Genomic DNA, 23101 nt, shown 5'->3' with positions numbered 1-23101 from the left:
CGAGTTTACTGACAACCCGCGCCTCCCCTCTTGCAATTCACGCTCCATTTGGGTCAGGTAATTGCCAACCCATCCTTCGCCCCGACGCTTTTGTGCGGCGGGGCGTAACATTTATGCGTGGACGACAAGACTATGGAAAAGATCCCCATGACGCCTTCGGGCAATGCCGCGCTCGAGGCAGAGCTGAAAAACCTGAAATCCGTCGAGCGCCCGGCGATCATCGAGGCGATTGCCTCAGCCCGCGAACTCGGTGACCTGAAAGAGAACGCGGAATACCATTCCGCTCGTGAAAAGCAGGGCTTTATCGAGGGCCGCATCAAAGAGCTTGAGGGCATCCTGTCGCTTGCCGACGTCATCGATCCCGCCAAGCTGTCGGGTGCGATCAAGTTTGGCGCCAAGGTGACATTGGTTGATGAAGATACCGACGAAGAAAAGACCTGGCAGATCGTCGGTGAGTATGAAGCCAATATTGAAAATGGCCTCCTGAATATCAAATCCCCGATCGCCCGCGCCCTGATCGGCAAAGAAGAAGGCGACAGTGTCGAGGTTCGCACCCCCGGCGGTGTACGCTCTTACGAAGTTCTGAGTATCGAATACGCCTGACCGGAGCATTTATCATGTCAGGGTCTGAGCCCGAGCAAGAACCCGAGAAACCGACCTCGCTGGGAATCTACGATCGGCCCGCGCATCCCTCGATTACCGAGATCGAGATCGCGGCTGTTGTGCTCAGCCTGATCTGGCTGGTGGTGTCAGTAGTATTTCTGGTGCTACCCGGGGCACAGGAAGGCGGATTTATCGTCACATTTCTGGCTGTGTTTATGCCGGTGGCGATGATCTGGGTTGCAGCGTTGGCGATGCGCGCCAGTCGCGTTATGCGCGAAGAAAGTGCGCGTCTGCAAACCGCTATCGACGCAATCCGCAACAGCTATGTGGTGCAACAACAGCGCGCGACCAGCACCTATGAACCGATGGTCGGCAAGAAACTGGATGAAATCGCCGAAAGTGCCAAAAAGACCGAGAGCGCATTAGCGACATTCTCAACCAATCGCAGCGAACCTGCGCGCGCCAGCAAGCCTGCATCCGAACCTGCAAATCAAACCACCTTGGAACTTGGCACGCCTGCGGAAGAGATTGCGGCCCCGTTGCCAACCAACATCTTCATCCGCGCCCTGAACTTCCCCGAAACGCAGAGCGATGAGGCGGGTTTCGACGCGCTGCGTCTTGCGTTGAAGGATCGCAAGGCATCGCAACTTGTTCAGGCCTCACAGGATGTTCTGACCCTGCTTAGTCAGGAAGGCATCTATATGGATGACCTGCGCCCCGATATGGCCCGGCCCGAGATCTGGCGGCAGTTTGCGCAAGGCGCCCGCGGGCGTTCGGTGGCTGCGTTGGGCGGTATCCGGGACCGGTCTTCGCTGGCGCTGACGGCGGCGCGGATGAAACAGGATCCGATCTTTCGCGATGCGGCACACCATTTCCTGCGGCGCTTCGATCACATGATCGTTGAGTTCGAACCCGACGCCAGCGACGCCGAACTGAACGCATTGGGTGAGACGCGTACCGCGCGCGCTTTTATGCTGCTGGGACGGGTTGCAGGGACGTTCGACTGATTAGAGCCCAAAGCTTTCGTAGGGGATAAATCGTACTGGATCACCCGGCTGAATATCACGCGCACCGTCCTCGATTTCAACCAGCCCTTCGGCCCAGCTCAGCCCGCTTATCCGGCCGGACCCTTCTGAATGAAACACCTCGGCCCGTCCTTCACGGATGCGGGCGCGCAGATATTCGCGGCGACCCGGTTTCTTGCGCTTTTCAAATGCGGCAGGCACGTCGAACCCTTGCGGTTCCTGCCAACCTGCTCCGGCCATCAAGCTCAGCGCGGGGCGGGCGAATACCAACGTGCAGACCATTGCGGCCACCGGATTGCCGGGCAGGCCGAACACCGGCGTTTGATCCCACATGCCCAACGCCAAAGGCCGTCCGGGTTTCAGCGCGATGCGCCATTCCTGCATCGCCCCGGCCTCTTGCAACAGGGCTGAGACGTGATCTTCATCCCCGGCAGAGGCCCCACCGCTGGTCAGGATCACATCCACCCGCCGAGCGGCTTGATCCAGATGATCCTCCAACGCCTCCCGGCTGTCCTCGGCGCCGCCAAGATCAACCGGTTCAAACCCCATTCGTTCGACCAGCGATAACAGCATCGGACGGTTGGCGTCGTAGATTTGCCCTGGTGCGGCAATGTCACCGGGCTCGACCAATTCGTCCCCGGTCGACAGCACCCCGACGCGCAGCACTTTGTACACCGACACTTCGGCCAACCCTATTGCCGACAAAAGTGCCAAATCCGCGGGTGTCAGCCGTCGCCCTGCAGGCAAGGCCAGCGCACCTTCGACCACGTCTTCGCCAGCCTTTCGTGCGTTTGCACCTTTTTTTAATGGACCTCGGAACGCAATGTGACCCTGATCGAGGGTCACATCCTCTTCCAGAATAACCGTATCAACACCCTCCGGAAGCGCCGCCCCGGTCAACACGCGTACGGCATGGCCCGAGGGAACCCTACCGCCAAACGGAACACCGGCCGCTGCGCGACCTTCAACCAAGGGCAAAACACAAGGGCCATCCGCCACTGGTCCAGCAAATCCGTATCCATCAACAGCGGTGTTGGGCTGTGGTGGGTTTGACCGTTTGGCCTGCACATCTTCTGCCAGAATGCGACCGGCGGCCTGCATCAGCGGCGCGCTTTCGACCCCTGTTACGACGGCCAATCTGTCCCGTAGCAATGCCAGTGCGTCGTCGACCGGCGTCCAGTTCACCCCGGCGGGCAAGGCAAAGCAATCATTGCGCAGGGGTGGAGGCGATATGTCCGGCTTGCTCATAGTCCGACCTCCCCAAGAATGAAATCAGCAATTGCCGCCGTATCGTTCAAATCAAAAACAGGGCGATCCAGCTTCAATGGCGTATCACTGGCAACCGCACGGATCGAGTCATCTTCCGTCGCGATCAGCGGGTTTCCAGGCGCTGTACGAAATGCCTCCACTTTGGGGTGGTGTTCACGCTTGAACCCTTCAATCAGCACCAGATCAACCGGAGACAAGCGTGCCAACAAGATATCCAGTTTTGGCTCTGGTGCCCCGCGCAATTCCTGCATCAGAGCAACACGCTGACCCGATGCCAAAAGCACTTCGGACGCCCCAGCCACGCGATGCCGGTGGCTGTCGGTTCCCGGCTGGTCGACATCGACACTGTGGTGGGCATGTTTAACAGTAGAGACGGTGAAACCACGTCCAGTGATTTCGACCACCAGTCGCTCCACCAGCCCGGTTTTGCCCGCGTTTTTCCAACCGATGACGCCGTAGAGTCTCATGCCAGCTCCAACAGAGTTTCAGCGCGGGCCAGATCATCGGGTGTGTTGACGTTGAAGAAGGGATCAAACGGCTGGGCCGAAAACAGCGCTTCTCGCCCGTCATGCTGGTCAGTCCAAAGGACAACCTTGCGCAAACCACCCTCAAGTGCCGCCCGCAGATCATCGCGCAACGCAACAGGCCAGAGAGCAAATGTCGGGTGTCTGTTAACTCGCCTGGACCCGCCAGATTTCAAGGCCTCTTCGCCAGTTCGCGGAGTGGTTGCCAGAACAAGAGGGTGCTTTTGCCCTTCGGAAGCCCGCACCAGTTGCGCCACCAGATCTCGCGGAAAGAACGGTGTATCAGCGGCGACTGTCACAATGGACTGGGCACCCTGTTCTGCAGCCCAATCAAGTCCAGCGAGTACACCGGCAAGTGGTCCCGCAAAGCCATCGATCGAATCCGCAATCACAGGCAATCCCAGTTCATTGAATCGCAATGCATCCCCGTTGGCATTCAGAGCCAGAGCCTCGACCTGAGGCGAGAACCTATTGATCACACGATCAAGCAGGCTAACCCCGCCGATCTGCAACAACCCCTTGTCGCCTCCCCCCATGCGGGTCGCCAGGCCACCTGCCAAAATAACGCCCAACAGTTTTGGTGTCCGTTCAGCCATTGGCACTTTTCCTACGATGTTTCTTGTCCTCGACAGCCACGGATGTCGGATCAACGTCACGTACCAAACGGTCTTCGCCAGACAAACATACAAACCGCTGCCCGCGCATGCGACCGATCAGCGTCAGGCCGACCTCGCGCGCGATTTCAACGCCCCAGGCGGTGAAACCCGACCGCGAAGCGAGAACCGGGATCCCCATCATTGCCGTTTTGATCACCATCTCCGAGGTCAGGCGACCGGTTGTATAGAGGATCTTGTCTGCGGCGCCCTCTCCCTCGGACAACATCCAACCCGCGATCTTGTCGACGGCGTTGTGACGGCCCACATCCTCCATATAGACCAGCGGGCGGCTCTCACGGCACAGCACGGTGCCATGGATCGCCCCGGCCTCAAGATACAGCGACGGCGTGCGATTGATCTTGGATGCCAGATCATAGAGCCACGAGGTGCGCACCGAGACCTGCGGCAAAAGCACGTCCTCCAACCCCTCCATCATGTCGCCAAAAACGGTACCCACTGCGCAGCCACTTGTCCGCGTCTTCTTCTTTAGTTTGTCCTCATACGAAGTCTCACGCGCTGTGCGCACGACAACGGTTTCCAGATCATCGTCGTAGTCGACCCGCGTGATCTGATCATCGGCCAGCAGCATGCCCTGATTACGCAGAAACCCCAGTGCGAGATATTCAGGGTAGTCACCGATGGTCATCGCGGTCACGATTTCCTGCGAATTTAAAAAGATCGTCAACGGGCGCTCCTCGACTACCGAGATCTGGCTGACCTCTCCATTCTGATCTACGCCTTCCACCGCACGGGTCAGTCGCGCCGCGCCCGGATCAGGGGCAATAAGGTAGTCTGACAGGTCGAATTCCTTGGCCAATTGCAACCCCTTCCCAAGACGGCTACTGCTGCTCGCAACACCATAGGATTTAGCCATGGCCTCTGCCACACCCAAGTCATACTTCTGGAAAGGTTTTCGCGACGGGGCACCATTCGTCTTCGTCGCCATGCCGTTCGGCCTGCTGTTCGGAGTCTTTGCAACCGAGGCGGGGTTGAACATCATTCAGACCATGGCCTTTTCCGCCACCGTGTTTGCGGGTGCTGCGCAATTCACCGCACTGCAATTGCTGCAGGACAATACGCCCACCGTGATCGTCCTGATTTCTGCACTGGCGGTGAATTTGAGGGTTGCAATGTATTCGGCCTCGCTAACGCCCTATCTGGGCGCAGCGCCACTGTGGCAGCGCGCCTGCGCGGCCTATCTGATCGTCGATCAATCCTATGCCTGCTCGATGATCCGATTTGAAAAAGAACCCGATATGATCGTGCCACAGCGCATGATCTATTTCTTTGGCTCGGTCACACCGATTACGCCGCTTTGGGTCTTGGGAACGTATCTGGGCGCGGTTCTGGGAACGCAGATACCAGATAGTTGGGCCTTGGATTTCGCTTTGCCAATCACCTTTCTGGCCATGATCGGACCAATGATGCGCACGTTGGCCCATGTGGTTGCGGCATTGGTTGCGATCGTGGTGGCCTTGCTGACGGTTGCTGTGCCCTTCAATCTAGGCCTTCTAATCGCAGGTGCCGCAGGAATGGCCGCCGGTGCACAGGTCGAACTGATGCTGGAACGGAATAAGTCATGACGCAGATCGATAGCACCACCATCTGGATCATAATCATCGGCCTTGCGATTGGCAGCTACCTTCTAAGATTCACATTTATCGGTCTGGTTGGGGATCGCCCGATGCCGCCCTGGCTGCTGCGCCACCTGCGCTATACGGCGGTGGCGATTATTCCTGCCCTGATCGCGCCACTTGTGGTCTGGCCATCCGCCACTGACGGCCAGCCTGATTTGCCGCGCATGTCAGCTGCTGCTGTTGCGTTAACAGTTGGGTACGTCACAAAGAACGTTCTGGCGGCGATTTTTACGGGCGCCGCCACGCTTTATGGTTCGCTCTACCTAGTTGCTTGAGGCTGCTTCAATCTGGTTCAGGCGCGCGTTATTTTCGGCTAGACCCTGCTGCAGATCGGCCGAGTCATTTTCGCGATACTCCGTCGTGACAACACCCGGTATCTGGCCAAACTGGTCGGACAGTTTCACCGGGTAGAATGTGGTGCTTATCTGCTCGAACCCTGGAACCTGCTGCAAAAGCTGTGCCGTTGAATTCGCGCAGAATGCCCCGGCAACTGGGCCCATCTGTTTGGCCAGTTGAAGCGCGATTTCCGCCTGTTGTGGCGTCACTTGGATAGTTTGGATACGGGCATAATGCGTCTCGCGCGCGTGACTGCTGCGATATGCACGCTCGACATTTGGCGTAATGCCGTAAAGCACATCATTCTTAATCGGTACTACGTCGGCACGGAAGGATCCCGCAGGATCAAAAATCACCCTCTCGCTACCACTGATCATCAGCGACGTATGCGCCCCCGACCCGGTGCGCGTGCTGATCATTGTATAGAGCGTCAGTGTCGATGGCCCCGGATCACGATAAGACCGGGATACGATTTCAAAGGACTCTGCCTGCGGGCGCTGTGAACCAGCGCACCCAGCAACTGTCACCGCAAGCAGACAGGCTATCAAAATCCTGAACATGGGTGGTACGCCGCAGAAAATGATCAGGCCGCAAATACCGCCAGGAAAATACAAAGGAAGATACATGCCACCACAAACCAGGTGGTGAATTTGATGAACCCGTCGAAGGTTTTGGTTTGAACGGTGATGTCCATCTCGCCGTGCTTATGTTCAGCCATGTTTCAAAGAATCCCAATTCGCGTGTTTGGAATGCTGAATAATGCAAAAATCGGGGCCTGTCACGACGTCATTCGCGCGCAGTTGGACCAAAGATCGTGCAGCCGGGATAACCAAATCCCCAGCGCCAGGGCAGACCGCTGCACGGACCACCACCAAAGCGTACTGCAAGGAACATTGCCTCGGACGTAATCGAATGGACCGAGCGAATCTGATCCGGCGTCATATCATAGCGCTCAGCATAGTCCTCGGCATGGGTATCACCGTGGGCTTCGACACAAAGGCGCAGTCCTTCATCAGCAGCAAGACGCGCATCAAAACTGACTTCGGCCTGTGATGCACCACCCGCGTTGTGATAGGCGCGATCATGTGTGACGCAGCAATACTCCCACGGAGGATGCTCTTCGTACAGCAAGCTGAACTTGGGGAAGGTCTCAGCGACTAGTCGCCAACTTGATGATAATCCACCCGAGCAGCCATCGGTTTCAAACGGGGTCAACTCAGCGCCTTCCATCGACTCGACTAACGCCCTGTGCGCGGGCATTTCAACGCTGCGCATCAAGTCCTGCGCATTGGCGGGAAGTACGCAGCAGGCCAAAAGGGCGGCGAGTCTATGGGTTTGCATCGCGCATCTCAGAGGTTTCGATCGAAAGGCCAAAGGCCGTTGCCAGCCACAACATCAACCGCTCCCCCGGCCCCATTTCAGCGCGGACGCGCAACACTTCGCGGGCCATCGCGGGACGGTCGGTAATCAGCCCGTCGACCCCCATCGAGGCCATGGCCGACATTTGCAATGGGTCGTTCACCGTCCAGACATAGATATCCTTGCCCGCATCGTGGACCGATCGGATCAGACCCGGCGAAACCGTTGCTGCGTTCACAGCTACAAAATCGCCCTCAAGCCCCGACAAATTGCCAATCGCGGTGGCGGCCAATACTCCTGCGCGCCAATCCGGGCGCAGCGCTTTCATTTTCTGCACCGCAGGATACTTCAGGGACATGGTGGCGATATCGTCTTGCATCTCAAGTTCTTCGACAATCGCAGCGACGCGGTTTTCCAGATCGACGTCATGGCCGTAGTATTTCAGCTCGATAATGACTTTGGACTTACCTTTGGCAGCCTCAAGCACATCATACAGCGTCGGCGTCCGTTCCGAGGCGTATTCCGGGCCGAACCAACTGCCGATATCGATCTCGGCCACATCCTCCATCGTCGCATCCCAGACCTTGAGCGGCACACCGGCCAATTTCATGAAATCACTGTCATGCGCGATGATAACCACACCGTCTGCTGTTTCCTGAACATCGATCTCGACCCAGTCGGCGCCATCTTCGATCGCCTTCAACACCGCAGCCATGGTGTTTTCCGGCCGTATCGCCGCCGCGCCCCGATGCCCGATGACATCGGCATGGTCGGGCGCTTGAATACGCTCGAGCAATTCCTGCCCGGACCATAGGCCGATCAGCAAAGCAATAGTTGCGCCACCCACAACCGCATAGAGCGGCGCGCGTAGGTTGCCCGGCTCCGGGTGGGGAACCTCGTTGGCTTGCGTTTCGAAGAACCCATCCAACAATACCGCCAGTGCACCCAGTGCTATTGCAGCGAGCACGAGCCCTGCTAATGACCACAAGCCCGCGACAATGAAGCTGAAAATCAGCGCAAAACGCAGGTTCGCGCTTTCTTGCAACGGCACGAGATCGAACAGCACCCCGGCGGCACCCGCGATGAGCGCGGCAATGACCAGACGGATCGCAAGCCAAAGGGCCAGTTCGATTTTAAGGCGGCCGCGTTTGCCCTCCATCCGATCGGTACTAGTAGCGAAGGCTTCGGCAGGTTTGCAATCTTCAAACAACACCAGATGCAGAGCCAGCGCCCAAGCAGAAAGCCTGCGGATCAGAACCCAGGCCAGGCAGAGCACCACAAAGCCGATCAGCACCACTGCAACCCAGAATGAGGGCGGATGGAAGGTGAGGTAATAGTTGATGTCGTATTCCGTCAGCGTCCACCACGCGATCACGCCTGCCACAGCGACGAAGGGCAGCGCCAGAACCAGCACACGCAGAATGAACCGCGCAGCAAATCCGAAAAGCGCAGGTACGCGCGTCAAAATCAGGCGAATCGAAGCGCTGCCCGCGCGCCACGGGTCGTTCTCACCCATTCGCAGCGATCCTGCCATGACAGAGAAAACAAAGACTTCAGCAAGCAGGAACAGGCTGAGCACCGCAACCGCCGCGATGAACCCTGCAGGCGACAGCAAAAACATAGCAATGTCCTGGTCTGTCAATGCGGATTGATCCGACAGTGAAACGGCCAGATTGACGGCAATGGCAACGCCGGGGGCGATCAATGCAACCAGCAACAACCGCACAGCAACATAGACAGGCACAAAAACACGCCGCTGGGCCCAAGCGCCGCGATAGGCGGTTGTTACGGCTGAGAAATTGGTCACGCGGCGCCCTCCTGAATGGTGAACTCATTCAAGGCTGCGAAAGCGTGAATTGCAAGGGTGCGCGTTAGCTTTCTTCCAGATCAGCCGCCAGCCGGAATCCGATGCGATTGGCCGGTTTGTCTTCGACCGTCTTGGGCAATGCGCGCAGCATCACATTCAACTGGCTGACATGCTGAACCAGCTGGGTTTTGGCCCCGCCGCCGTCCGAGCCATAAAAGGTGATGATATCGGGATCAAAGTAGCCCATGCCCTCGATCCGCATGACACCCGCGTCGCCCCCGGTAAAGCCCATGGCAACCTCGTGATCGCCATCCAACGTCTTTTCGAAATTCTGGATATACATGATCAGCCGCTCATAGGCCCATTGAGCAGGGCTCTTGGTTTCGACCGGCTTTTGCAACGGCTTTGGCAAATCTTTGTTACCCGATGCCGCATCGGGGTTGGCGTGTACCTCATAGCAACGGGGTAATGCTGCGGATTCGGCGGCTTCCGCCGATGTTTCGATCTTGTCCATTGCTTTACCCTTTGCGCTGATACTCCCACGCCCCGTCCGCGCGGCGCGTCCGGGTGACCGCTCCAATGTGGTAGAGATGGTTTACATGTGCAACCGCCTCGACCAGCGCGAGGCCGTATTCGCCGCCTTTAATCTGACGTTTGAACAGCGGGGCAAAGCACTCGGCTGCGGTCTTGGGCTGATCTAGATCGCTTAGCAAACGTTCGAGCGCGCCGTGATGGTTGTCGATAAGTTGACGCATCCGGATCGGCAACCCGGTGAAGGGTAGCTTGTGCCCGCCCAGAACCAGATGATCGGGTCGGGCCAGAGGCTGCAGGCGTTCGCAGGCTTCCAGCCAATCAGCAACCGGGTCTGCCATCGGCTCAGTCGCATAGACACCCAGATTCGAGCTAATCGAGCTGAGAATCTGATCTCCGGTCAACACCAGATTGTCGTCGCGGCTCCAAAAGGTACAGTGTTCAGGTGCGTGGCCGTTGCCCATGTGGACGTCCCAGTCGCGCCCGCCCATGCGGATCACGTCGCCTTGATTGACACGGGTAAAGCCCAGCGGCATGGGGTAGACGGTGTCGGCAAAGTTGAAGGGACGTTCAGCCATCCGGCCCGCCAGCACATCCGCATCCATCCCGGCGCTGCGGTAGTAATCGAGCGTTTCCTTCGGCCAGTTCTCCTGCACATCCAGCGTCAGCATTCGGGCGAACAACCAAGCGGTGCGGCTGGTCACAAGCTCGGCCCCGTGTTCGGTCTGGAACCAGCCTGCATTGCCGACGTGGTCGGGGTGATGATGGGTGACCACAACCCGGCGTACTGGCTTTCCGGCCAGAGGCCCTTCCATCAGGGTCTGCCAGATGGCACGTGTTTTCTTCGACGAAAGCCCGGTGTCGACAATCGTCCAGCCATCGCCATCATCCAGCGCATATACATTCACATGATCCAGCGCCATGGGCAAAGGCAGCCTGATCCACAGAACACCTTCTGCAACCTCGACCCATTCGCCGGGTGCAGGCGGTTCAACCCACGGATAACGCATCACCTGAGGCCCCTCGCCATCCATCAAACCGCCAACTCCTCAGCGCTGAGCGCATAAAGGTCATCAGCCCCGTTCTGCGCCTGTGCCAGCAAGCCTGTATGCTCGGGCAGCAGCGCGTTGATGTAGTAGCGCGCCAGTTTTGCGCGCGGTCCATCGGGATCGGCCAGAGCCGCCGACAGGTGGTAATGCCCGCCCAGCACCCGCGCAAAGGCCTTGAGATAGGCTGACGCCCCGGCAAAGCGGTTATTCATGTCTGATTGCGCAACGATCCACTCTGTGGCTTCACGCAGTGACTCAGATGCCTCCCACACTGGGCCGGCAAGCTCGGGCATTGTGGCGCGGGCTTTTTCGGCCTGATCCTCGATCTCATCCAGCAGGTTCGAAGCCGCCTCACCCCCATCCATCATCTTGCGTGCCACAAGATCCATGGCTTGAATGCCGTTTGTGCCCTCATAGATCGCAGTCACGCGAACATCGCGGTAATACTGCGCAGCGCCGGTTTCTTCGATGAAACCCATGCCGCCATGCACTTGAACGCCTGTCTCGGACACGCGCATACCTGTCTCGGTGCCAAAAGCCTTACAGATCGGCGTCAGCAGCGCTGCTCGTGCCGACCAATCGGCCTCACCTGTGGCCTGCGCCATGTCGATCGCAGCGGCATTGGCCAGCATGATCGCCCGCGCGGCAAATACATCCGCACGCATCGACATCAGCATCCGCCGTACATCCGCGTGGTCGATGATCGTGCCCGAGGGCGTCCTGCCTTGCTTGCGTTCCAACGCATAGGCAAGCGCGTGCTGATAGGCCCCTTCGGCCACACCGACGCCCTCACCACCAACGCCCAGACGTGCGTTGTTCATCATGGTGAACATCGCGGCCATCCCGCCATTTTCTTTGCCGACCAGCCAGCCTCTGGCACCGTCATACTGCATCACGCAGGTTGGGGACCCGTGCAGGCCCATCTTGTGTTCCAGCGAGACGACTTTCAAATCGTTGGCAACGCCAGGATTGCCATTTTCATCGGGGATGTATTTCGGCACCAGAAACAGCGAAATCCCCTTGGTCCCCGGCACACCATCGGGCAGACGCGCCAGTACCAGATGGCAGACATTCTCGGCAAAGTCGTTATCGCCCCATGAGATATAGATCTTCTGGCCCGTCACCGAATATGTGCCATCGCCATTATCTTCGGCCTTCGAAGTCAGCGCTCCGACATCCGAGCCAGCCTGTGGCTCGGTCAGGTTCATGGTGCCCGACCATTCACCCGCCATCATCTTCGGCAGATAGAGCGCCTTCAACGCATCGCTTGCGTGATGCTCCAGCGCCTCGATCTGGCCTTGGGTCATCAGCGGGGCCAGTTGCAGCGACAGGCAGGCGGCGCTCATCATCTCATTCACGGCGGTGGTCATGGTCATGGGCAGGCCCATGCCACCATATTCGGGATCGCCGCTCATCCCGATCCATCCGCCTTCGGCAATCGCTTTCCACCCTTCTGCGTAACCCGGAGGCGTACGCAAAACGCCGTTCTCCAACCGCGCGGGTTCCAGATCGCCCGGACGTTGAAGCGGGGCCATGATCTCTTCGCACATTCTCCCGGCCTCGGTCAGAATGGCGCTGACCACGTCATCGCTGGCCTCCGAGAATTTCTCGGTCGCGGCGATCTGGTCAAAACCGATCACGTTGCGAAACAGGAATTCATAGTCTGAGATCGGGGCACGATAGGGCATGGTTTCCCTCTGAGTCTGGCAGTTTGTCAGCGTGGGGTTGGAATCCCGGCCCCACGCCGGTATTCATCTGGGCTGGCACGATTACCTACCGTGACCTGAACTGCAAGCAACCAAAACGCGGCGTCACGACCTATGACCATTCTCGGCACTCAAGACTTATCAGCAGATGCCGACGGCATCGCTAAGGCCGCCGACCTGTTGCGGCAAGGGCTGCTGGTCGCCTTCCCGACCGAGACTGTCTATGGTCTGGGCGGCGATGCGCGGAATGGCGAGGCTGTGGCTGCGATCTATGAGGCCAAGGGGCGGCCCAGCTTCAACCCGCTGATCGCCCATGTAGCCTCAACCGAAACAGCAAAAAGGTTTGTTGAATGGACCGATCAGGCCGAGCAATTGGCACAAGCCTTCTGGCCCGGTCCACTTACAATGGTTCTCCCCTTGCAGGATGATCACGGGATTTCATCACTCGTCACGGCGGGGCTGGATACTTTGGCTGTTCGGGTGCCCGCCCATCCCACCGCACGCGCCTTGTTGGCCTCATTTGATGGCCCAGTGGCGGCCCCCTCGGCTAACCCGTCTGGGCAGATCAGCCCAACCACAGCGGCCCATGTCCGAACCGGGCTGGAGGGGCGCATCGCTGCCATTCTGGACGATGGGCCCTGCGGGGTTGGGCTTGAATCCACCATTGTCGGTCTGGCCGGAGCCCCTGCTCTGCTGCGGCCAGGTGGTGTGGCGCTGGAACGAATCGAAGAGGTTTTGCAAACGGAGTTGCATCATCACCAGCCGGGTGATCTGCTGACTGCGCCGGGGCAATTGCAATCCCACTACGCGCCGGATGCGCCCGTTCGCCTGAACGCACAAGCCACACAAGGCGCCGAAGTATTGCTGGGATTCGGAGATGTCACCTGTGATCTGAACCTTTCAGATAGCAGCGATCTTGCCGAAGCCGCCGCCAACCTGTTCGCGGCGCTACACAAGCTGAATGCAACAGGCCGACCGATTGCTGTTTCACCGATCCCAGATCATGGGTTGGGTGCAGCCATCAACGACCGCCTTCGCCGCGCGGCGGCCCCCCGCGATTAGGCGCGGCCTGCGCTGGCAGAGAGCGTCAGAGGATCAACCCCCAGCGTGGCCAAAGCGGCCTCCCATTTCTCGTCATCCGGAACATCGAAAACAAGTTTTGAGGACGCTTCGGTCGTCAACCAGCCATTCATGGCGATCTCATCCTCAAGCTGATCCGGCCCCCAACCAGAATAGCCCAGAGTCAGCATCGAATTCAGCGGTCCCTTGCCTGATGCCAGATCTTCCAGCACATCGAGCGTTGCGGTCATGCTGAAATCTTCCGCAATTTGCATCGAATGCAGATTCGCATCGTAGTCCGCGCTGTGCAGCACAAAGCCACGCGACATCTCGACCGGACCGCCGAATTGAACCAGACGCTCCCCAACAACCGGAATGCGGCACGGGATGTTGAGCTGTTCCAGCAAGGTCTTGATCCGCAGATCTGAAGGCTTGTTGACAATCAAACCCATCGCGCCATCTTCGCCGTGGCTGCAGATATAGACGACCGAATGTTCGAATCGTGGGTCGCCCATGCCGGGCATAGCAATCAGCAGTTTTCCCGTAAGGTCCATCAGCAAACTTCTCTTGCGCCATAGGATGACACCAGAATGAACCCGCATGCCGGGGAATGGCAAGGGACCAGCCGGGATTTCTGGGCATTTCACCTAAGTGACCGGAACGTGACTTGGCATTTACGCTCAGAATGCGCATGTTCTGCACATGAAACTGTTTTCGAAATCCGCCGCAGCCGGTCTGACGGCCACTCTTTGCTTTGGCTTACCTGCGATTGCTCAAGGGGTTGGTAACCTGGTGCAGCTTGAGGTTCTTGACGGTGGCCAGACCGCCAAGGGCACCTATCAAGGCGCTTTGCATCTGACGCTGAAGGAAGGCTGGAAAACCTATTGGCGTGCGCCGGGTGATGCGGGCATTCCGCCGCAGTTCAATTGGACAGGCTCTGGCAACATAGCGGATATCGCGATCACGTGGCCCGCACCGCATGTGTTCGATCAAAATGGGCTGCGCTCGGTCGGGTATGAGGATCAAGTGGTACTTCCCGTTGAGATCACACCCAAGAACCCTGCAAAACCCGTTCGTTTGCGCGGTGAGATGGATTTGGGCGTCTGCAAAGATGTCTGTGTACCGGGTAAGCTGGATTTTGACCACACACTGGACGCAAAAGCCGGTCGCCATGCGGCTATCGCAGCAGCCCTTGCCCAGCGCCCGTTTTCCGAGCGTGAGGCCGGCGTGGCGAACGCAACCTGCCACCTGACGCCCACTTCGGACGGGATGCGGATCGAAGCGCATATCACCATGCCCTCTGCAGGCGGGTCCGAATTCGCCATAATCGAACCGGGCAACCCGACGCTCTGGGCTTCGCAACCCGAAACACATCGTCAGGGCAAAACCTTAATCACAAGTTCAGAGATCATCAGCGCCTCGGGTGGGCCGTTTGCGCTGGATCGGTCTGAGGTGAGGATCACGGTGCTTGGGGCAAACCACGCTGTAGACATACAGGGATGCAGCGCAGGTTGATCGGATGAGTCAAACTCCCAAGATTGGCGCGTTGGCCGTAGTTGTTCATGAAAATCAGGTGCTTTTGGTTCAGCGCAACAAGCAACCCGACGCAGGGTTGTGGGGTTTTCCCGGTGGCCATGTGGAATGGGGTGAAACTGTTTTGGCCGCCGCTGCCCGTGAGCTGCGGGAAGAGACGAGTGTGATTGCCGAACCGATGGAATATCTCGATAATCTGGATTTGCTTCTGCGCGACGGCGAAGGGCTGATCCGGGCGCATTATCTGTTGGTTGGTGTCGCGTGTCGATACACTTCGGGTACGCCGGTTGCTGCAGATGACGCGCGGGACGCGCAGTGGTTCCCCGTCGATCAGATCAAAGCCCGTGACCTTCCCATGAGTAGCCGCGTACCCGACCTGCTGCAGCTTGCGATCTTGCGATCAAGCCTCGGCGCGACCTGACAATCGTGCGTATAACAAGCTCGACAGCAGCACTCCCAACAACAGGATCACCGTCGCTCCGGCGGCAAAGACGCCAAAGCCCAATTGCAACACAATTGGCCCATCCGGGGTTGGGTAGAAGTCTGAAAGCAGCACCATCGGTTCACCCGTAACGGCAGGCCAGATCATTGATACCCCTAACCAAACCGCCAGCGCTGCGCCTGTTGCGCGAACGGCTATGCGCACCACTCGATCCGGCGCTCGTAGGGCGCGCCGCATCGCAGTCATCGGACGCGAGACATCGTTCAAGATCGCCAGCAGCGCGGGAACCAGCAACAGGATCAGCACCATCCCGAAGCCCAGCCCGTAGACCAGCGTGATCACGGTTGGCTTCAAAAACTGCGCCTGCTGCGAGCTTTCGTACATCAAAGGCGTCAAACCCAGCACAGTGGTCAAGGTGGTCAGCATCACCGGTCGCAGCCGGTCTGCGGTGCCTTCAACAATCGACGGTACCAGCCCTCGTTCCTGTTGATAGCCATCGATTGTGGTCACCAATACGATCGAGTCGTTGATGATGATCCCGGTCATGCCCAACAAGCCAACAACGGTGAACATGCTCAGCGGCACATCCCAAAGGTAATGCCCCCAAATCGCGCCCACGAGGCCGAAGGGTATGATCGCCATGACCACCAATGGCCGCGTCCAGCTGGCAAAGACCCATGCCAGAACCAGATAAATCCCGGTCAGACACAGGATTAGCCCGGTGCGCGCCTCCGAGAGGAACTCATCCTCCTGCTCGCTCAGACCTGCCATGCGCCATTCAACCTGACGTTCGGAGGCAATATTGGGCAGGATTTCCTCCTGCATCGCCCGAGCAATCTCGGCGGCTTGCGCCGGATCATCCTCGGAAATGTCGCCGTTCACCGAGATCACGCGCAGGCCATTTTCGCGCCGGACCGTCGAGAATCCCGACTTTCGCTCGACCGAGACAATATCGGCCAGCGGAACGTAGACACCATCGGGCGTCCGCATCAGCGTGCGTTCCAAAAAATCAGCTGTCAGTTCGCCCTCGGGCAGTTCGATCCGAATCTCGGTGCTGCGCGGTCCATCCGGGAAAGTAGCGGCCTCGATCCCGTTCAGTCGGTTTCGCAATACGCGGCCAAGTGTTTCGATGCGGAAACCCAGCGCCTGGCCCTGTGCCGTCAGATCCAGAATGAACTCTTCCTTGTCATACGCCAGATTATCCTCAAGCGCCGAAACTTCAGTGTATTTCGACAGCGCGGCCTGCAAATCTTCGGACGCGGATTTCAACGTGTTCACATCGGCGCCGTAGAATTGCACGTCAATTGCATCGCCACCGGGGCCCGAGCGCCAGCCGCGGAAACTGAGCAATTCGACCTTCGGATGGCGGGGGACAAAGTCCTGTAGCTCACCCACAAACTCAAAACTGGAATAGGGGCGCAAGTCGGCATCAATCAACTCAATCGAGATACCGCCCAGCAGATCGCTGTCCTTCCCATCCGCCGCACGCAACCCCCATCCGGCCGATCCACCTACTTCTGCCAGAACATAATCGATGGGATTGCGGCCATGACGCTCTTCGTAGATCTGGCCCAGTTCTTCGGTGGCCCGCTGGACCATGTGCATCATTTCAAGCGTCTCGGCACGTGTGGCACCTTCAACCATGATAAAATTGCCGGTGACCGAGCCGCGTTCCGGCGCATTGAAGAAACGCCAGTTCACATCCCCCCGTATGAACAGAGCGATCTGGCTGGCCAGAACGACAACCATCAACGCAACCACAACGTAGCGCGCCCAGATCACCCACGCGACCAGTGGGCGGAACAAATGATCCCGCACCCAGCGGAATCCTCTATTCACGACCCGGTTTGGCCAGTCATACCAATGTTCCTTTGCCGAATGTGCGATGGCATGCGCCATGTGGTTCGGCAGGATCAAAAAACACTCGATCAATGAGGCAATCAGGACCGCAATAACGGTGAACGGGATGTCGCGGATCAACTCTCCGAACCGGCCACCGATCGCGGTTAGTCCAAAGAATGCGATGACGGTTGTGACGGTTGCGGCAAACACCGGCATCGCCATGCGCCGGGCTGCGCGTTCGGCAGCGACCATCGGCGCTTCGCCCAGCCGGCGAGCACGAAAATCGGCATGTTCGCCCACCACAATGGCGTCATCGACCACGATGCCCAGCGTGATGATGAGACCAAACAGAGACACCATGTTCAGTGACAGCCCGCCCAGATACATCAGAGCAATAGCCGCTGACATCGCAACCGGAATACCGGCGGCCACCCAAAAAGCGATCCTCGCGTTGAGAAACAGGAAGAGCAGGCACACCACCAGTCCCAGGCCCAACAGACCGTTGTCCACCAGAATATCCAGACGGTCGGTGATGGCTTGCGCCCGTGTGCGGATCAGCTCAATCGTGATGCCTTCGGGCAGGCTCGCCTGCATCTGGGCCACTACATCCTCAACATCGCGCTGGATGCCAATGGCGTCGCCAAGATTGGAACGATCTACGCGGATCGACATTGCAGGATTTTCACCCACAAAATAGCTGCGATTGCGCGTAACGCCCTCGACCCTGATTTCAGCCACATCCCCTACAACAAGCTTCGAGCCGTCTGCAAAATTGCGCAGGGCGATGCCCTCAATTTCTTCCGGGGTGCGTTTTTCTACCCCCGTTCGGATGCGCGCATTGGCGCCCGAGACATCGCCTGCAGGGTTAGCCGTGACCTCGGCAGCGATGGCCGCCGCGATATCCGAGAGTGAAATGTCATTGGCGATCAGCTGCACTGTGGGCACCTCGACCACCACGCGCGGTGCGGCCAAGCCGCGGATTGTAGTGCGCGTGACCCCGGCGGCAAAGAGGCGGCTGATCAGCTCATCGGTGAACTTAGCCAATTGCTCGGCCTCAATGGGGCCAGTGATGACCACATCCGTGACACGATCACGCCAGGCCCCGCGCCGAATTGTCGGCTCCTCGGCGTCTTCGGGCAGGTTGGTGACACTGTCGACGGCCGTCCGAACCTCTTCGACTGCGCGGGACATATCCCAGTTTGGTTCAAATTCCAGCCGGACCTGTGCCGATCCTTCGCGCGAGGTTGATTCGGTACTGGCCACACCCTCGACAGCCAATAGCGCAGGTTCGAGCAGTTGGATTATGCCATTGTCGACATCCTCGGGGCCGGCGCCCTCCCATTCGACATTCACATCGACGCGTTCAAGGATCACATCAGGAAAGAACTGCGCCCGCATGTTGGGGATCGCCGCGAAGCCCAACACCAACATGACCAGCAGCAACAGATTGGCCGCTGTCCGATGCCTGGTAAAATAACTCAGGATACCGCCTGCCGCGCTGGGAATTTCGCGGATCATGGCGCCTAACCCCCGGCCCGATTGTCATCAAGACGGCGTACAAGAGCGGCAGGTACCTTTGCCTCGCTCAGTTGACCCAATACCTGGTCCTTATCCGCCTGTGACATCCCATCGCTGGCCTCGACCTGTGCGACAAGTTGAGCCCGCTTTTCGTCGGAGAGTTCGACCATGCCGGGATCAACTTCGGTGCTGGCTTCAACCCGCAGAGGCCGGACGCGAACGCCCGAACCCAACAGAGGCGTCCGTCCGATCACTACTTCTCGACCCTCCAGACCTTCACCGCGCAGCAATACTTCATCTCCTTGACGACGGATCAGTTGTACCGCCAAAGGCTCCAACCGATCGTCCGGACCAAGCACCAGCACGTTGCCCGCCGCATCCAGAACAGAGGACGGCAGACGCACAACATTCTCCAGCGGTTGTTCCTCAACCGAAACGGTGACGAAATCCCCTGGTTTGAAACCTGGCGCATCATCGAGGCGGGCATAGATCAGACGCCCGGTCTGCCCTTCACCCGCAGCACCGCTGTCGCGGCTGATTTGGCCCTTCGCGATCAGATCGGTCCCAGTGACCTCTAGCGACACGGTGACTGGTGCGGAAATCAAGCCGCCTTGCGCGTCCAACAATCGCACATATTGCGCGGTCGAGACCCGGAACGCGACCTCAAGCGCGTTGGGATCCACTAGTTCAGCCAGCTTTTCATTGGCCGCGACCAACCGGCCTTCAACCAAAGTGACCTCAGTCAACGTCCCGTCAAAGCCGGCGTGGATCGTCATGTCTTCCAAATCACGCTCGGCCCCTTCCAGCGCGATGCGGGCGCGGGCAAACAGTGTGGTGGCCTGATCGACCCGAGACTCAGCCTGTGCCAACGCAATCCTGCGCGCCAGAACTGCCTGATGAGCAGATGTTGCAGCCAGTTCCGCCTCTTCAACACTGGCAGCCGCGCCAACGCCTCGTGTCTGTAGGTCTTGTTGACGCTGAAGAGCCCGGTCGCGTAGCTCGGCCTGCGCTTCGGCTGATTTCAATTCATCCTGCGCCAGCAGCAGCGAGCGTTCCGCGTCTCGTTCTTCAAACTGGGCATCCAGAAGATCGGATTTGGCGCGGTCTAACGCTGACTGCATATCAGCTGGATCCAACTCAACCAGCAACTCACCAGCGGTCACGGTGCCACCATCTTCGAAATCATCCGCCAGCGACACAACGCGCCCGCCCAAGGCTGCGCGCAGCTCTAGCCGACGGCGACTTTGGATCTGACCAAATGCCTCCAGATAGGGCGTAACAGTTTCTGGTTCGGCGGCGCGGACACTGACGGCGAAAATGCGTTCCCGCGCCTCGGGGGTCTGATTTTCCCGCGTCAGCACATCCTGCACCGCGCCCGAGATCATCTGTACAGCCACGATCAAAAGGCCCAGCGTCAGAAACGCCAGGAACACACCTACAAGGCTTTGCCGCAGAAATCGCATCGGTCACTCACCTTTGGTCGCACATGCTGCCTTCCGCAAAGGTAGCCGGGTCGCAAAAAATGCCAAGCCACAAAGCGGTTATGATGCGTTAAACGCAGAACCAGTCTACTTCCGTCGCAGATGTTCGTCCAATCTGGGCATTATTTCCACGAAATTGCAGGGGCGGTGGCGATAATCGAACTGTTTCTCCAAAATCGCATCCCACGCGTCTTTACACGCGCCCGGGCTGCCCGGCAGCGCAAACAGATAGGTTCCGCCCGCCACACCGCCCGTGGCGCGGGATTGCACGGCGGAAGTACCTATCTTTTCCATAGACACGATGGTGAACACGGTGCCAAACGCCTCGATCTCTTTTTCATAAACATCCCGATGTGCCTCGACTGTAACATCGCGACCCGTCAGACCTGTGCCGCCGGTCGAGATCACAACGTCGATCTCAGGATCAGCGATCCAAGCACGCAATTGTTTTGCTATCTCAGCGCGCTCATCTTGTATAATCCTGCGATCCGCCACTGAGTGGCCCGCTTTTTCGATCCGATCCACCAACGTCTGGCCCGAGCGATCCTCGTCCAGAGACCGCGTGTCAGAAACAGTCAGGACAGCGATCCGGACGGGAATGAACTTCTTGCTTTCGTCAATGCGTGACATGCGGTGTCAGGCCCTTTCCATAATAGCAAGCCGGAGGGCCAAAGCGGTGAAGATCCCCCCTGACACCCAACCAAGAATACGCGAGGCACGCGGATTGCCGATTAGCATCCGACCTGCGCCGCCAGCGAAAATGCCGACCAGCCCATTCACAACAAACCCGCCGACACCAAGAATTGCGCCATAGATCAGGAACTGCGCCAATACCGAACCCTTCCCTGGATCGATAAATTGCGGGATGAAAGCGAGCACGAACAGAATGACTTTGGGATTGGTCAGGTTGACTAGCATCCCGTCCCGAAAAGCGTAACGGGTGGGTCTGTTCGGTGCGTCAGCGGCGACTGCACCATTCCTGATCGCACCCCATGCGAGATAAAGCAGATAACCCACCCCGACCCAGCGGATCACATCGAACAGCCACGGCAGGGTAGCGACCGCCGCGCCAAGGCCGAGACCGGCAATCAGAACGTGCACCATACCGCCTGCAGAGACCCCGGCACTTGCGGCAATCGCAGGGCGCGGACCTGCGCGCAAGCCTTGACCAAAACAGAACATCATATCCGCGCCGGGTGTGAAATTCAGCGCCAGCGCTGCCGGGATAAAAGCCAGCAGCGTTACCGTGTCGATCATAAACTCACCTCGAACCAATGCACTTTGGGCCCCAGATTGGCTATCTGTGTACGGCCGATGGTGCCTCGGTAATCCCAGCTGTCATGGATATGCCCGCAAAAGACGAATTTGGGCTGAAGCCGTTCGACTGCGTCTCGAACGGCGACTGAGCCAACCGATTGGCCTTGCGAGGTAGTATCGCCATGCCCTTTGGGTGGAGAATGCACGATCAGGATATCTGTGGCCTCGCACCGATCCAGCAGTTCTGCGGCCTCAGGCTCGGTCAGGTCGCAGGACCAATCGCCAAAAGGCGTGACCGGCACGCCATAGCCCAGCCCAAACAGGCGCAGACCATCAAGTGTCATGCCTGTCCCGTGCAGAACATGCACACCATCAGGCGCGGCTTCTGTCAGTTCCTCGGCGCTTTCCGCATTGCCCGGCACCAGAACCAGCGGAGCCGCAATGCCCGAAAGCATCTGCATCGCTTCATCTAATCCCCGCCGCGCGTTGCAAAAGTCTCCGGCCCCAATGACCAGATCAGCCTCGGCACTGGCGGCCACCAAGTCGGAGGCGCGGTTGCGCGCCATGTGCAGGTCAGAGAACGCCAGCACCCTCATGCCCCGCCCCTCAGCCGCGCTTGCAGGTCCAGCAGATCGGCCCAGGCCTGTCGCTTCATCTGCGGTTGACGCAGCAGGTAGGCCGGGTGGAACATCGGGATAACTGGCAGGTTCAGCGCCTGATCCCATTTCCCGCGCAGCCGTGTGATACCGCGTTTGCCCAGCACGGCCTGACAGCTGATATTGCCCATCACCACCAGAACCTCGGGTTTGGCCAAGGCCACATGCCGTTCCAGAAACGGCTTCATCATGCCAATCTCTTCCGGCTTGGGATCGCGGTTTTGCGGAGGGCGCCACGGAAGCACGTTGGTAATGTAGACATTCTCGCGACGATCCAGATCAATCGCGGCCAGCATCCGGTCCAGCAATTGCCCAGCGCGCCCGACAAAGGGCTTGCCTTCGCGATCCTCATCACGGCCTGGCGCTTCGCCGATGATCATTACCCGTGCGCCGGGGGTGCCGTCGGCAAACACCAACTGCCGCGCGCCGCGTTTGAGATCGCAAAGATCAAACGCTTCCATCGCCGCACGCAAATCGACGAGCGATCCGGCGGTCTTTGCCGCCTGTTGCGCAACTGCTGCGGCGTCGACCGGTTCTGGTTTTTTCGCAGTTTCAACCGCAGCGGTTTTCTTCGCCTTGGATGCTTTGTCCGGCAACGCATAGCGATCCACCGGCGCATCGCCGATCGCCTCGGTTGCGCCCAGCTCGATCTGCCATTCCAGCAGCGCCCGCGCGGTATGATGGTCCAAGCCCGATTCCATAACCCTCAATCTAACCAGCTTTTGACCGAGGGAAAGCGAATAGACCTTGCCATGGCACAGGGTCGCACTGACCATGGCGGGGTCATGGTGTCATTTCTGCGATTCCTTCT

General features: G+C 58.7%; 25 protein-coding genes. 7 read left to right on the top strand and 18 right to left on the bottom strand.

The window, feature by feature from the left end; translation table 11 throughout:
* The first annotated feature begins 132 nt into the window (after nt 1-132).
* Nucleotides 133-603, top strand: coding sequence for a transcription elongation factor GreA (greA, locus tag ACR0MQ_RS08930; RefSeq protein WP_039540543.1), 471 nt, complete (start codon nt 133-135; stop codon nt 601-603).
* A gap of 14 nt (nt 604-617) precedes the next feature.
* Nucleotides 618-1610, top strand: a complete 993-nt coding sequence (locus tag ACR0MQ_RS08925; RefSeq protein WP_170771998.1) for a hypothetical protein — start codon at nt 618-620, stop codon at nt 1608-1610.
* On the opposite strand, the gene ACR0MQ_RS08920 is transcribed toward ACR0MQ_RS08925, so the two are convergent.
* The 4 genes from ACR0MQ_RS08920 to ACR0MQ_RS08905 are packed head-to-tail and all read right to left on the bottom strand — an operon-like array spanning nt 1611 to nt 4951.
* Nucleotides 1611-2876 (bottom strand): molybdopterin-binding protein, encoded by a 1266-nt coding sequence (locus ACR0MQ_RS08920; RefSeq protein ID WP_170772001.1) that lies wholly within the window; start codon nt 2874-2876, stop codon nt 1611-1613.
* Nucleotides 2873-3364, bottom strand: coding sequence for a molybdopterin-guanine dinucleotide biosynthesis protein B (gene mobB, locus ACR0MQ_RS08915; protein ID WP_170772003.1), 492 nt, complete (start codon nt 3362-3364; stop codon nt 2873-2875). The genes ACR0MQ_RS08920 and mobB overlap by 4 nt, the downstream gene beginning before the upstream one ends.
* Nucleotides 3361-4017, bottom strand: coding sequence for a molybdenum cofactor guanylyltransferase MobA (gene mobA, locus ACR0MQ_RS08910; protein WP_480607442.1), 657 nt, complete (start codon nt 4015-4017; stop codon nt 3361-3363). The genes mobB and mobA overlap by 4 nt, the downstream gene beginning before the upstream one ends.
* Nucleotides 4010-4951 (bottom strand): formate dehydrogenase accessory sulfurtransferase FdhD, encoded by a 942-nt coding sequence (locus ACR0MQ_RS08905; protein WP_480607439.1) that lies wholly within the window; start codon nt 4949-4951, stop codon nt 4010-4012. Before ACR0MQ_RS08905 ends, mobA begins: the two co-directional genes overlap by 8 nt.
* Here ACR0MQ_RS08905 and ACR0MQ_RS08900 point away from each other — a divergent pair.
* Complete coding sequence (locus tag ACR0MQ_RS08900) at nt 4950-5660, top strand: AzlC family ABC transporter permease (RefSeq protein WP_480607436.1); 711 nt, start codon at nt 4950-4952, stop codon at nt 5658-5660. The genes ACR0MQ_RS08905 and ACR0MQ_RS08900 overlap by 2 nt on opposite strands.
* Nucleotides 5657-5989, top strand: a complete 333-nt coding sequence (locus ACR0MQ_RS08895; protein WP_480607433.1) for an AzlD domain-containing protein — start codon at nt 5657-5659, stop codon at nt 5987-5989. Before ACR0MQ_RS08900 ends, ACR0MQ_RS08895 begins: the two co-directional genes overlap by 4 nt.
* Here the strand turns inward: ACR0MQ_RS08895 and ACR0MQ_RS08890 are convergent.
* The 7 genes from ACR0MQ_RS08890 to ACR0MQ_RS08860 form a co-directional block, all read right to left on the bottom strand.
* A complete protein-coding gene (locus ACR0MQ_RS08890; RefSeq protein ID WP_010443631.1) occupies nt 5978-6610 on the bottom strand; it encodes a hypothetical protein in 633 nt (210 codons plus the stop codon). The genes ACR0MQ_RS08895 and ACR0MQ_RS08890 overlap by 12 nt on opposite strands.
* Before the next feature lie 23 nt (nt 6611-6633).
* A complete protein-coding gene (locus ACR0MQ_RS08885; protein WP_010443630.1) occupies nt 6634-6768 on the bottom strand; it encodes an aa3-type cytochrome c oxidase subunit IV in 135 nt (44 codons plus the stop codon).
* A 68-nt stretch (nt 6769-6836) separates the two neighbouring features.
* Nucleotides 6837-7391, bottom strand: coding sequence for a hypothetical protein (locus ACR0MQ_RS08880; RefSeq protein WP_319546112.1), 555 nt, complete (start codon nt 7389-7391; stop codon nt 6837-6839).
* Complete coding sequence (locus ACR0MQ_RS08875; protein ID WP_480607429.1) at nt 7378-9216, bottom strand: glycerophosphodiester phosphodiesterase; 1839 nt, start codon at nt 9214-9216, stop codon at nt 7378-7380. Before ACR0MQ_RS08875 ends, ACR0MQ_RS08880 begins: the two co-directional genes overlap by 14 nt.
* Nucleotides 9217-9280: 64 nt before the next feature.
* A complete protein-coding gene (locus ACR0MQ_RS08870) occupies nt 9281-9730 on the bottom strand; it encodes a DUF6173 family protein (protein ID WP_480607426.1) in 450 nt (149 codons plus the stop codon).
* Nucleotides 9731-9734: 4 nt separating this feature from the next.
* Nucleotides 9735-10781 carry an MBL fold metallo-hydrolase gene (locus ACR0MQ_RS08865; protein WP_170772017.1) on the bottom strand — a complete coding sequence of 349 codons (1047 nt, stop codon included), beginning with the start codon at nt 10779-10781 and terminating at the stop codon, nt 9735-9737.
* Nucleotides 10781-12484: an acyl-CoA dehydrogenase family protein gene (locus tag ACR0MQ_RS08860; RefSeq protein WP_480607423.1), complete on the bottom strand. Its 1704-nt coding sequence runs from the start codon at nt 12482-12484 to the stop codon at nt 10781-10783. Before ACR0MQ_RS08860 ends, ACR0MQ_RS08865 begins: the two co-directional genes overlap by 1 nt.
* Before the next feature lie 132 nt (nt 12485-12616).
* Here ACR0MQ_RS08860 and ACR0MQ_RS08855 point away from each other — a divergent pair, with 132 nt between their 5' ends.
* Complete coding sequence (locus tag ACR0MQ_RS08855) at nt 12617-13564, top strand: L-threonylcarbamoyladenylate synthase (protein ID WP_170772021.1); 948 nt, start codon at nt 12617-12619, stop codon at nt 13562-13564.
* Here ACR0MQ_RS08855 and ACR0MQ_RS08850 read toward each other — a convergent pair.
* Nucleotides 13561-14115, bottom strand: a complete 555-nt coding sequence (locus ACR0MQ_RS08850; protein WP_170474645.1) for a YqgE/AlgH family protein — start codon at nt 14113-14115, stop codon at nt 13561-13563. The genes ACR0MQ_RS08855 and ACR0MQ_RS08850 overlap by 4 nt on opposite strands.
* Nucleotides 14116-14263: 148 nt before the next feature.
* On the opposite strand from ACR0MQ_RS08850, the gene ACR0MQ_RS08845 reads away from it, so the two are divergent.
* Together ACR0MQ_RS08845 and ACR0MQ_RS08840 are read left to right on the top strand one after the other, a co-directional pair.
* The gene (locus ACR0MQ_RS08845) at nt 14264-15076 is read left to right on the top strand and encodes a protein-disulfide reductase DsbD domain-containing protein (RefSeq protein WP_170772023.1); all 813 of its coding nucleotides are present in this window, start codon (nt 14264-14266) and stop codon (nt 15074-15076) included.
* A 4-nt stretch (nt 15077-15080) separates the two neighbouring features.
* Nucleotides 15081-15515, top strand: coding sequence for an NUDIX hydrolase (locus tag ACR0MQ_RS08840; RefSeq protein WP_170772025.1), 435 nt, complete (start codon nt 15081-15083; stop codon nt 15513-15515).
* Here the strand turns inward: ACR0MQ_RS08840 and ACR0MQ_RS08835 are convergent.
* The 6 genes from ACR0MQ_RS08835 to ACR0MQ_RS08810 all read right to left on the bottom strand — a co-directional run bounded on the left by ACR0MQ_RS08835 (nt 15495) and on the right by ACR0MQ_RS08810 (nt 22991).
* The gene (locus tag ACR0MQ_RS08835; RefSeq protein WP_170772027.1) at nt 15495-18896 is read right to left on the bottom strand and encodes an efflux RND transporter permease subunit; all 3402 of its coding nucleotides are present in this window, start codon (nt 18894-18896) and stop codon (nt 15495-15497) included. The two genes, ACR0MQ_RS08840 and ACR0MQ_RS08835, sit on opposite strands and share 21 nt — an antisense overlap.
* A gap of 5 nt (nt 18897-18901) precedes the next feature.
* Nucleotides 18902-20359, bottom strand: coding sequence for an efflux RND transporter periplasmic adaptor subunit (locus tag ACR0MQ_RS08830; RefSeq protein WP_480607417.1), 1458 nt, complete (start codon nt 20357-20359; stop codon nt 18902-18904).
* Nucleotides 20360-20464: 105 nt separating this feature from the next.
* Nucleotides 20465-21007: a molybdenum cofactor biosynthesis protein B gene (moaB, locus tag ACR0MQ_RS08825; protein WP_010443618.1), complete on the bottom strand. Its 543-nt coding sequence runs from the start codon at nt 21005-21007 to the stop codon at nt 20465-20467.
* 6 nt (nt 21008-21013) lie between these two features.
* The gene (locus tag ACR0MQ_RS08820; protein WP_170781276.1) at nt 21014-21634 is read right to left on the bottom strand and encodes a LysE family translocator; all 621 of its coding nucleotides are present in this window, start codon (nt 21632-21634) and stop codon (nt 21014-21016) included.
* Nucleotides 21631-22230: a metallophosphoesterase family protein gene (locus ACR0MQ_RS08815; protein ID WP_480607414.1), complete on the bottom strand. Its 600-nt coding sequence runs from the start codon at nt 22228-22230 to the stop codon at nt 21631-21633. Before ACR0MQ_RS08815 ends, ACR0MQ_RS08820 begins: the two co-directional genes overlap by 4 nt.
* Nucleotides 22227-22991: a uracil-DNA glycosylase gene (locus ACR0MQ_RS08810; RefSeq protein ID WP_480607744.1), complete on the bottom strand. Its 765-nt coding sequence runs from the start codon at nt 22989-22991 to the stop codon at nt 22227-22229. Before ACR0MQ_RS08810 ends, ACR0MQ_RS08815 begins: the two co-directional genes overlap by 4 nt.
* Nucleotides 22992-23101 lie beyond the last annotated feature (110 nt).

This window comes from Ruegeria sp. AN6 (assembly GCF_056540425.1).
This window is presented reverse-complemented; position numbering and strand designations above follow the sequence as displayed.

Bases quoted from the DNA above. Each gene is read 5' to 3' on its own strand.
- ACR0MQ_RS08920 (WP_170772001.1), bottom strand. From the start codon at position 2,876: ATGAGCAAGCCGGACATATCGCCTCCACCCCTGCGCAATGATTGCTTT.
- ACR0MQ_RS08890 (WP_010443631.1), bottom strand. From the start codon at position 6,610: ATGTTCAGGATTTTGATAGCCTGTCTGCTTGCGGTGACAGTTGCTGGG.
- ACR0MQ_RS08830 (WP_480607417.1), bottom strand. From the start codon at position 20,359: ATGCGATTTCTGCGGCAAAGCCTTGTAGGTGTGTTCCTGGCGTTTCTG.
- ACR0MQ_RS08885 (WP_010443630.1), bottom strand. From the start codon at position 6,768: ATGGCTGAACATAAGCACGGCGAGATGGACATCACCGTTCAAACCAAA.
- mobA (WP_480607442.1), bottom strand. From the start codon at position 4,017: ATGGCTGAACGGACACCAAAACTGTTGGGCGTTATTTTGGCAGGTGGC.
- ACR0MQ_RS08835 (WP_170772027.1), bottom strand. From the start codon at position 18,896: ATGATCCGCGAAATTCCCAGCGCGGCAGGCGGTATCCTGAGTTATTTT.
- ACR0MQ_RS08900 (WP_480607436.1), top strand. From the start codon at position 4,950: ATGGCCTCTGCCACACCCAAGTCATACTTCTGGAAAGGTTTTCGCGAC.
- ACR0MQ_RS08870 (WP_480607426.1), bottom strand. From the start codon at position 9,730: ATGGACAAGATCGAAACATCGGCGGAAGCCGCCGAATCCGCAGCATTA.
- greA (WP_039540543.1), top strand. From the start codon at position 133: ATGGAAAAGATCCCCATGACGCCTTCGGGCAATGCCGCGCTCGAGGCA.
- ACR0MQ_RS08860 (WP_480607423.1), bottom strand. From the start codon at position 12,484: ATGCCCTATCGTGCCCCGATCTCAGACTATGAATTCCTGTTTCGCAAC.
- ACR0MQ_RS08925 (WP_170771998.1), top strand. From the start codon at position 618: ATGTCAGGGTCTGAGCCCGAGCAAGAACCCGAGAAACCGACCTCGCTG.
- ACR0MQ_RS08810 (WP_480607744.1), bottom strand. From the start codon at position 22,991: ATGGAATCGGGCTTGGACCATCATACCGCGCGGGCGCTGCTGGAATGG.
- ACR0MQ_RS08895 (WP_480607433.1), top strand. From the start codon at position 5,657: ATGACGCAGATCGATAGCACCACCATCTGGATCATAATCATCGGCCTT.
- ACR0MQ_RS08820 (WP_170781276.1), bottom strand. From the start codon at position 21,634: ATGATCGACACGGTAACGCTGCTGGCTTTTATCCCGGCAGCGCTGGCG.
- ACR0MQ_RS08845 (WP_170772023.1), top strand. From the start codon at position 14,264: ATGAAACTGTTTTCGAAATCCGCCGCAGCCGGTCTGACGGCCACTCTT.
- ACR0MQ_RS08865 (WP_170772017.1), bottom strand. From the start codon at position 10,781: ATGGATGGCGAGGGGCCTCAGGTGATGCGTTATCCGTGGGTTGAACCG.
- ACR0MQ_RS08880 (WP_319546112.1), bottom strand. From the start codon at position 7,391: ATGCAAACCCATAGACTCGCCGCCCTTTTGGCCTGCTGCGTACTTCCC.
- ACR0MQ_RS08855 (WP_170772021.1), top strand. From the start codon at position 12,617: ATGACCATTCTCGGCACTCAAGACTTATCAGCAGATGCCGACGGCATC.
- ACR0MQ_RS08815 (WP_480607414.1), bottom strand. From the start codon at position 22,230: ATGAGGGTGCTGGCGTTCTCTGACCTGCACATGGCGCGCAACCGCGCC.
- ACR0MQ_RS08850 (WP_170474645.1), bottom strand. From the start codon at position 14,115: ATGGACCTTACGGGAAAACTGCTGATTGCTATGCCCGGCATGGGCGAC.
- moaB (WP_010443618.1), bottom strand. From the start codon at position 21,007: ATGTCACGCATTGACGAAAGCAAGAAGTTCATTCCCGTCCGGATCGCT.
- ACR0MQ_RS08905 (WP_480607439.1), bottom strand. From the start codon at position 4,951: ATGGCTAAATCCTATGGTGTTGCGAGCAGCAGTAGCCGTCTTGGGAAG.
- mobB (WP_170772003.1), bottom strand. From the start codon at position 3,364: ATGAGACTCTACGGCGTCATCGGTTGGAAAAACGCGGGCAAAACCGGG.
- ACR0MQ_RS08840 (WP_170772025.1), top strand. From the start codon at position 15,081: ATGAGTCAAACTCCCAAGATTGGCGCGTTGGCCGTAGTTGTTCATGAA.